Annotated in this window: 7 protein-coding genes and 1 tRNA gene; 7 read left to right on the top strand and 1 reads right to left on the bottom strand. The window is 66.1% G+C overall.

Annotated features, from left to right (window positions below):
- The first annotated feature begins 69 nt into the window (after nucleotides 1-69).
- Nucleotides 70-717, top strand: coding sequence for an outer membrane lipoprotein chaperone LolA (gene lolA / locus A6M56_RS10755; protein WP_045787412.1), 648 nt, complete (start codon nucleotides 70-72; stop codon nucleotides 715-717).
- A gap of 46 nt (nucleotides 718-763) precedes the next feature.
- On the top strand, nucleotides 764-1,189 hold the full coding sequence (locus A6M56_RS10760; RefSeq protein WP_102080025.1) for a hypothetical protein: 426 nt from the start codon (nucleotides 764-766) through the stop codon (nucleotides 1,187-1,189).
- A gap of 15 nt (nucleotides 1,190-1,204) precedes the next feature.
- On the opposite strand, the gene A6M56_RS10765 is transcribed toward A6M56_RS10760, so the two are convergent.
- A complete protein-coding gene (locus A6M56_RS10765; RefSeq protein ID WP_045787410.1) occupies nucleotides 1,205-2,101 on the bottom strand; it encodes a LysR family transcriptional regulator in 897 nt (298 codons plus the stop codon).
- Nucleotides 2,102-2,231: 130 nt separating this feature from the next.
- Here A6M56_RS10765 and speB point away from each other — a divergent pair, with 130 nt between their 5' ends.
- The 5 genes from speB (at nucleotide 2,232) to A6M56_RS10790 (ending at nucleotide 7,502) form a co-directional block, all read left to right on the top strand.
- Entirely contained in the window at nucleotides 2,232-3,191 is a 960-nt protein-coding gene (gene speB, locus A6M56_RS10770; protein WP_102080024.1) for an agmatinase, read from the top strand.
- Between the two features lie 32 nt (nucleotides 3,192-3,223).
- Entirely contained in the window at nucleotides 3,224-4,528 is a 1,305-nt protein-coding gene (locus A6M56_RS10775; protein ID WP_102080023.1) for an MFS transporter, read from the top strand.
- A gap of 90 nt (nucleotides 4,529-4,618) precedes the next feature.
- On the top strand, nucleotides 4,619-5,938 hold the full coding sequence (locus A6M56_RS10780; RefSeq protein ID WP_102080022.1) for a replication-associated recombination protein A: 1,320 nt from the start codon (nucleotides 4,619-4,621) through the stop codon (nucleotides 5,936-5,938).
- 78 nt (nucleotides 5,939-6,016) lie between these two features.
- Nucleotides 6,017-7,333, top strand: coding sequence for a serine--tRNA ligase (serS, locus tag A6M56_RS10785; RefSeq protein WP_045787406.1), 1,317 nt, complete (start codon nucleotides 6,017-6,019; stop codon nucleotides 7,331-7,333).
- A gap of 79 nt (nucleotides 7,334-7,412) precedes the next feature.
- Nucleotides 7,413-7,502: transfer RNA gene (locus A6M56_RS10790), tRNA-Ser, on the top strand.
- Nucleotides 7,503-7,543: the final 41 nt, after the last annotated feature.

A 7,543-nucleotide genomic window follows, 5' to 3' on the forward strand; every position in this document is an offset into this window, starting at 1 on the left:
ACCGCGCGAGTGGAATGTTCCGGCGCGCTCGACGACTAACCACCACATCAACTGCTTACCGGGATTCCGATGTTTGTGTTGAAAGCACGTCACCTGATGGCCGCCGGGCTGGTCTCGCTGGCGGCATGGTCTGCCGGGGCCTACGCAGGCGCCGTCGAACAGCTCAACGCCTTCGTGAGCAACGTCACCACCGCGCGCGGCGAGTTCGTGCAGCGCCAGGTGAAGGGCGGCACCAACGGCAACCCGCTGCGTGTGGCCGGCACGTCCAGCGGCGACTTTGTCTTCTCGCGCCCGGGCCGCTTCGTCTGGCGCTATGTGAAGCCCTATGAACAGCAGCTCTCCGCCGACGGCCAGACGCTTTACATCTTCGACAAAGACCTGAACCAGGTCACGGAGCGCAAGCTCGATGCGTCGCTGGGTTCCAGCCCGGCCGCCATCCTGTTCGGCAGCAACGACCTGTCGAAGAACTTCGCGCTCAAGGAGGGCGGCACCAAGGACGGTATCGACTGGGTTGAGCTCACGCCCAAGGCGAAGGACACCCAGTTCGAGCGCATCGCCATCGGTTTTCGCAGCGGCGAGCTGCAGGGGATGGAGCTGCGCGACGCCTTCGGGAACACCACCCTCCTGACGTTCTCGAACATCCAGAAGAATCCGCAACTGCCGGCCAACGTGTTCCGCTTTACGCCACCCAAAGGGGCCGACGTCATCAAGCAATGACGCGTGGAGGCCGGCGCCGTTGCTGTCCTAGACCAGGAGACCGACCATGCCTTTGCCGTTCACCACGTCGCTGCACCGAGCCGCCGCTGTTGCCGTTGCGGCGTCAGCGGCGGTTGTGTTTGCGGGATGCGCCTCCACGGGTGCGTCCCGTTTTGATGTCGATTCGTTCCTCACCGCGCCGGACACGGTGCTGGCAGAGGCCTTGGTCAACAAGGATTTCCTGCATGCGACTGAGCTGCCCAGCGCCGAGTGCAGCGCATTGGTGAAAGGCCACGCCGGGCAGGTCGTGCCGATCCAGGCGCCGGTTGATCCGCGTCTGCCTGAGGCTTCGGCGCGTCAGCCGTTCGTGATTCAGCCGCCAGCCAGCGAGAACGTCTGGCTGCTGCTGCGCGCGGCCAACGGCACGCAGTCGTGCCATGGGCCGCTTCCGGCCAAGGCGTTTATGGGGTTGGTGCAGCGCGCGTCGAACTGACGGCATGCGCGTCTTTTAGGCGTGGGCCGCTTTCATGTCGGCAATGAAGGCGGCCAGCAGATCATTGCGCCGGGCATCGCGGCGCACCACCATGTCGAACGGCACCTCGTAGCGCATGGCAGCGGGTGCCAACGGCGTCAGCAGGCCCTGCGCCACATAGGGCGCCGCAAAGTGCTCCGGCAGGTAACCCAGGTGCCGGCCTGACAGCACCAGCATTGCCACCGCTTCCATGTTGTCTGCCACCGCAGTCACCGGCCGCTCGGCCGGCGAGCCCGCCGCTTCCGGCAGCGGATAGCTGCGCCACGCCCACGCGTGCGCCAGTGCCTGCGCGGGCGTCACGTCCCCAGCCTTCTTGAACAGCGGATGGCCGCGCCCCGCATACGCAAGCTGCGTCTCGTGGAAGATCGTCGTGTAGTCCAGCGCCGGCACGCGGTGCCAGAAGTAGCCGATCGCCATATGGATCTTGTTGTCGAGCAGCAGTCCTTCCAGCTCCCCGGGCGGGCGTACCGAGACCGTGAAATGCACGGATTCATCGCGTTGCCGAAAGCGCTCGATGGCCTGGCTGATACGCGCATTCGCGTTGACGGGCGCATGGCCGATCAAGCCGAGATTCAACGTGCCGACCAGCGTGCGGCCCACCTTGCGCGCCTCCGCGCTGAAGACGTCGAGTGCGCCCAGCAGCTTGCGGGCGGAATCGACGAAGCGTTCGCCGCGCGCGGTGAGCCGGAAGCCACTGCGGCCGCGCTCGCATAGCCGGTAGCCGAGTCGCGTCTCCAGCGTGGACAGCTGCGTGCTGATGGTGGATTGCCCCACGTTCAGCGTTGCCTGGGCAGGGGTGATGCCGCCCGCGTCGACCACGGCGAGAAATACGCGGATCAGTCGCAGATCAAGGTCGGAAGCTTGTCCCAGCACGGTCGATACATCGATCTATATCGATGTTTAATTCGGAGATTTCGCATTCTACGTGCGAAATCCATCGGCAAGAATGCAGCGTATTGACCCTCCTTACATCGTCTCGGGACGATGTGACCATGCGACTGCCATGAACGACCGCGCCGATCTCTTCCAGCCCGCTTCGGGCAACGCCATGCCGCGTTTTGGCGGCATTGCCACCATGATGCGGCTGCCTGCCGCCACGTCTGCCGCCGGGCTGGACGCCTGCTTTGTCGGCGTGCCGTTCGACCTGGGCACGTCCAATCGCAACGGCGCACGGCTCGGGCCCCGGCAGATCCGCGCGGAATCCGTCCTCCTGCGGCCGTACAACATGGCCACACGCGCTGCGCCGTTCGACTCGCTGCGCGCGGCCGACATCGGCGACGTGCCGACCAACCCATACAACCTGCATGACTCGATCGCGCGCATCGAGGCCGCATACCGGGAGATCATCGCCGGCGGCTGCCGCCCGATCGGCCTGGGCGGCGACCACACCGTCACGCTGCCTATCCTGCGCGCGATGCATGCCAAGTACGGCCGCATCGGCCTCATCCACGTGGACGCGCATGCCGACGTCAACGACACGATGTTCGGCGAGAAGATCGCGCACGGCACGCCATTTCGCCGCGCGGTGGAGGAGGGCTTGCTCGATTGCAACCGCGTCGTGCAGATCGGCCTGCGCGGCACCGGCTACGCGGCCGAGGATTTCGACTGGTGTCGTGAACAGGGCTTTCGCGTGGTGACCGCCGAGGAATGCTGGCACCGATCGCTCGCGCCGCTCATGGAGGAGGTGCGCGCTCGCGTGCAGGGCGGCCCGGTCTACATCAGCTTCGACATCGACGGGATCGACCCGGCCTATGCGCCGGGCACAGGTACGCCGGAGATTGGCGGCCTGACCGTGCCGCAGGCGCTGGAGATCGTGCGCGGCGCACGCGGTCTCGACATCGTCGGCGCGGATCTGGTCGAGGTGTCCCCCCCATACGACCCGTTCGGGACGACGGCGTTGCTCGGCGCCAACCTCGCGTTCGAGATGCTGTGCGTGCTGCCCGGCGTCGAATACCGCGCCTGACGCGACACCCATAAGAACAGAGAGGAGACCCCATGCAAGCAGCGCAGTCGATCGCCCAGCCACGCCGTGCGGCGATGGCATCGTTCATCGGCACCACCATCGAGTGGTACGACTTCTACAGCTACGCCACGGCGGCGGCGCTTGTCTTCGGGCCGCTGTTCTTCCCGGGAGAGAACCGCTTGCTGGGGCTGCTGGCTTCGTTCGGGTCGTTCGCCATTGGATTTCTTGCCCGGCCCATCGGCGGCGTGCTGTTCGGCCGCATCGGCGACAGGCTCGGCCGCAAACGCGCGCTCATGGGCACGCTCACCCTCATGGCCGTTGCCACCGTGCTGATCGGTTGTCTGCCCACCTATGCGCAGGCCGGATGGATTGCGCCGGTCGCGCTGGTGGCGTTGCGTGTGCTGCAAGGCATTGCCGTGGGTGGCGAGTGGGGCGGCGCGGTGCTGTTGGCCGGCGAGCATGCGCCGAAAGGCCGGCGTACCTTCTTTGCTTCGTTCGCGCAGCTTGGCAGCGCCGGTGGCCTGATTCTGTCGATGCTGGCCTTTTCCGCCGTCAGCCGGCTCGAGCCGGAGGCCTTCATGGCGTGGGGCTGGCGCCTGCCCTTCCTGGCGAGCGCGGTGCTGCTGGCCGTGGGCTTTGTGATCCGCATGTCGGTCAACGAATCGCCGGAATTCGAGGCGATGCAGGCCTCCGGCGACGTGGCGAAGCAGCCGCTGGCGGAGGCGTTCAAGGCGTGGCCGCTGATCGCGCTGGCCATCGGCGCCAACGTGTACGGCATCGCGGGCGTGTACTTCAGCAATATCTTCATGATTTCGTATGCCACGCAGTACCTGCAGCTCGATCGCGCGATGATTCTCGACTGCATGTTCTGGGTGGCCGTGCTGCAGTTCTTCGTGCAGCTTGGTGTGGCCACGCTGGCCGACCGTTTCGGAACGCGCCGCATGCTGGTCATCCTCGCGGCCTTCGCGGTGGTCGTGCCGTTCATCATGCTCCCGCTGGTCCGCATGGGCGAGGCGCATACCGTGTTTGCAGGAGTGGCCATCGCCACGCTGGCCGAGTCCGGCTACTACGCGATCATCGCGGGCTTTGTCAGCGGCATGTTTGCGGCGCGCATCCGCTACACGGCGATCTCGTTGTCGTATCAGGTGTGCGGCGCCTTTGCGGGTGGCCTGACACCGCTGCTTGCCACGGTGCTGGCCGATCGCTTCTTTCCGTTGTGGTGGCCGATGGCGATCTTCTATGCCGGTTTTGCGGCGCTGTCGCTGACGTGCGTGCTCTGGATCGGCAAAGGGGGGCCCATCGCCGAGGAGCGGGCCCTGAACGCACGCGCCACCTGACACGGCCGTGCGAAGCGGCCGGCGAGCGGATTCTGCGACAATCTCCGCATGAACGCTTCCGCATCTCTCTTCCCAGACGCGCCCGCCCACATGCCGCTGGCCGAGCGCCTCCGCCCCCATTCCGCCGACGATGTGATCGGTCAGCAGCACCTGCTGGGGCCGGGCAAGCCGCTGCGCGTGGCGTTTGCCTGCGGGGAGCCGCATTCGATGATCCTCTGGGGCCCGCCCGGCGTCGGCAAGACCACGCTGGCGCGGCTGATGGCCGATGCGTTCGATGCCGAGTTCATCGCGCTGTCGGCCGTGCTGTCTGGCGTGAAGGACATCCGCGAGGCGGTGGAACGCGCCGAGCAGTTCCGCGCCAACGGGCGCCGGACGCTGGTGTTCGTCGATGAAGTCCACCGCTTCAACAAGAGCCAGCAGGACGCCTTCCTGCCGCACGTGGAAAGCGGCCTGTTCACCTTCATCGGCGCGACGACCGAGAACCCCTCCTTCGAGGTGAACGGGGCGTTGCTCTCGCGTGCGGCTGTCTACGTGCTCAAGAGCCTGTCGGACGACGAGCTCAAGCAGCTGGCCGAGCGCGCGCGCCTGGCGCTGGGCAGCCTTGAGTGGACACCCGCCGCGCTCGATGCCATCGTGGCTTCCGCCGATGGCGATGGCCGCAAACTGCTCAACAACATCGAGATCGTCACGCGCGCCGCGCGCTCGCAGGCCGAGGGCGCGGGGGCCGGAAACCAAGTGCCGGTCATCGACGAGGCGTTGCTGGCTTCGGCGCTGTCCGAAAACTTACGCCGCTTCGACAAGGGCGGCGACGCGTTCTACGACCAGATCAGCGCGCTGCACAAGTCCGTGCGCGGCTCCGATCCGGATGCGGCGCTGTACTGGTTCTGCCGCATGCTCGACGGCGGCGCCGATCCGCGCTACCTCGCGCGCCGCATCGTGCGCATGGCCTGGGAAGACATCGGCTTGGCCGACCCCCGCGCCGCGCGCATCACCCTCGATGCGGCGGAAACCTACGAGCGGCTCGGCTCGCCCGAAGGCGAACTGGCGCTCGCGCAGGCGCTGATCTACCTGGCCGTCGCGCCCAAGTCCAATGCGGGCTACAACGCCTACAACGCGGCCCGCGCGTTCGTCAGTCAGGACAAGTCGCGCGCGGTGCCCGTGCATCTGCGCAATGCGCCGACCAAGTTGATGAAGGAGCTCGGCTACGGCCACGCCTATCGCTACGCCCACGACGAGCCCGAAGCCTATGCTGCCGGCGAAACGTACTTTCCCGACGATCTGCCCGCGCAGAACTGGTACGTCCCGACGCCACGCGGCCTCGAAGGCAAGATCGGCGACAAGCTGCGCCACCTGCGCGAGCTGGATGCGCAGTGGCACGCCGAACAGGACAAATCGTCCCGCAGCAAATAAAGGCGGCAGGCCGGTGCGATAAAATCGGCCTTTTCGGTCATTCCGATCGTTCGCAATCCTCGGTTTCCTCTCCCCACCATGCTTGATATCCAACTGCTGCGCAAAGACATCGACGCCGTTGCTGCGCGCCTCAAAGACCGCGGCTATGTGCTCGACGTGGCCGGCTTTGCCGCGCTCGAAGCGGAGCGCAAGGCCATCCAGACCCGCACGGAAGAGCTGCAGGCCCGCCGCAACAGCCTCTCCAAGCAGATCGGCATGCTCAAGGGCAAGGGCGAGGACGCCTCGGCGGTGATGGCGGAAGTGTCGGGCATCGGCGACGAACTCAAGGCCTCGGCTTCGCAGCTCGACGTGGTGCAGGCCAAGCTGCAGGACCTGATGCTGTCGATCCCGAACGTGCCGCACGAGAGCGTTCCGGTCGGCAAGGACGAAACGCAGAACGTGGAAGTGCGCCGTGAAGGCACCCCGCGCACGTTCGACTTTCCGGTCAAGGATCACGTGGATCTGGGCGCCGGGCTGGGGCTTGATTTCGACGCCGGCGCCAAGCTGTCGGGTGCGCGTTTCACGGTGCTCACGGGGCAGGTTGCGCGCCTGCACCGTGCGCTCGCGCAGTTCATGCTCGACACGCACACGCAGGAGCACGGCTATACCGAGGCATACGTGCCCTACATCGTCAACGCCGCGTCGATGCGCGGCACGGGCCAGCTGCCGAAGTTCGAGGAAGACCTGTTCCGCGTGCCGCGCAAGATGGGGCAGGGCGCGGACGGCGAAGCCGGCGAGCACGTCGAGAATTTCTACCTGATCCCGACGGCCGAGGTGCCGCTCACCAACCTCGTGCGCGACGAGATCGTCCCCGCGGATGCGCTGCCGATGAAGTTCGCTGCGCATTCGCCGTGCTTCCGCTCCGAGGCGGGTTCGTACGGCAAGGACACGCGCGGCATGATCCGCCAGCACCAGTTCGACAAGGTCGAGATGGTGCAGATCGTGCAGCCCGACACGTCGTTCGATGCGCTTGAAGCCATGACGAACGCCGCCGAGAACATCCTGCGCAAGCTCGAACTGCCGTTCCGCACCGTCGTGCTGTGCACCGGCGACATGGGCTTCGGCAGCACCAAGACGTACGACATCGAAGTGTGGATCCCCGCGCAGAACACGTATCGCGAGATCAGCTCGTGCTCCAACATGGGCGACTTCCAGGCGCGCCGCATGCAGGCCCGCTTCCGCAACGCGCAGGGCAAGCCAGAGCTGGTGCACACGCTCAACGGCTCGGGCCTCGCCGTGGGCCGCACGCTGGTGGCCGTGCTGGAGAACTACCAGAACGCGGACGGCTCGGTCACCGTGCCGGCGGCGCTGCGCCCGTACCTGGGCGGCCAGGAGGTCCTGAAACCGGCGGGTTGACGCTGTTGTGTCAGCCTGTTGATTTCGGCGGAAGAAATCTGCTATAGTCGCGGTTTCGCGATTCAGCGACCCAGTTACCGGAGAGGTGGCAGAGTGGTCGAATGTACCTGACTCGAAATCAGGCGTACCGGCGACGGTACCGTGGGTTCGAATCCCACCCTCTCCGCCATTACTGCTTAGCCAAGCTAAACTCCCAAGAAACAACGTTTT

The organism is Ralstonia sp. RL, assembly GCF_001683835.1.
Classification (GTDB): Bacteria; Pseudomonadota; Gammaproteobacteria; order Burkholderiales; family Burkholderiaceae; genus Ralstonia; species Ralstonia mannitolilytica.

Bases quoted from the DNA above. Each gene is read 5' to 3' on its own strand.
- lolA (WP_045787412.1), top strand. From the start codon at position 70: ATGTTTGTGTTGAAAGCACGTCACCTGATGGCCGCCGGGCTGGTCTCG.
- A6M56_RS10760 (WP_102080025.1), top strand. From the start codon at position 764: ATGCCTTTGCCGTTCACCACGTCGCTGCACCGAGCCGCCGCTGTTGCC.
- speB (WP_102080024.1), top strand. From the start codon at position 2,232: ATGAACGACCGCGCCGATCTCTTCCAGCCCGCTTCGGGCAACGCCATG.
- A6M56_RS10775 (WP_102080023.1), top strand. From the start codon at position 3,224: ATGCAAGCAGCGCAGTCGATCGCCCAGCCACGCCGTGCGGCGATGGCA.
- A6M56_RS10780 (WP_102080022.1), top strand. From the start codon at position 4,619: ATGCCGCTGGCCGAGCGCCTCCGCCCCCATTCCGCCGACGATGTGATC.
- serS (WP_045787406.1), top strand. From the start codon at position 6,017: ATGCTTGATATCCAACTGCTGCGCAAAGACATCGACGCCGTTGCTGCG.